1 protein-coding gene is annotated in these 433 nt (G+C 61.0%); it reads right to left on the bottom strand.

Annotated elements, in window-relative coordinates:
* A partial coding sequence (locus tag M3661_RS29910; protein ID WP_251491368.1) for a LysR substrate-binding domain-containing protein occupies positions 1-433 on the bottom strand: 433 nt, incomplete at both ends.

Raw genomic sequence — 433 nt, 5'->3', positions numbered from 1 at the left:
CCGTAGGCACATGCAATTTGCTATCCGCCGTTAGCGCTTCCAGCAGATGTTTGACGGTAACTTGCACTCGTGGCGCGACAAGCGCCCGGTGTGGATACTGCATCACCATCTCATAGCTTCCGGGATGGTGAAACCTGTGGAGAACGACCTTCAGCGCACCGGAACGCAACCGATCCCACGCAAGATGCACGCCGACCTCCGCGATGCCAACGCTATTGCACGCCGCCTGCACCAGCGATTCCGGTGCGGATAGTGTCAGCATTGCCTTGCCGGAGGGGGCGATCGTCGTGATGCTTTTGTCGTCGCCCGTGAAGTTCCACGGCGCGACCTGGCCGCTCAGGAATCGCCGTGCAATGAGCCGGTGCGCGTGCAACGCATCCGGCGTTTCGGGCACGCCATGGTTAGCCAGATAGTCGGGAGACGCTACCAGTAC

Source organism: Paenibacillus sp. MER 180, from assembly GCF_023713665.1.
Lineage (GTDB): Bacteria > Bacillota > Bacilli > Paenibacillales > Paenibacillaceae > Paenibacillus_B > Paenibacillus_B suaedae.
This window is presented reverse-complemented; position numbering and strand designations above follow the sequence as displayed.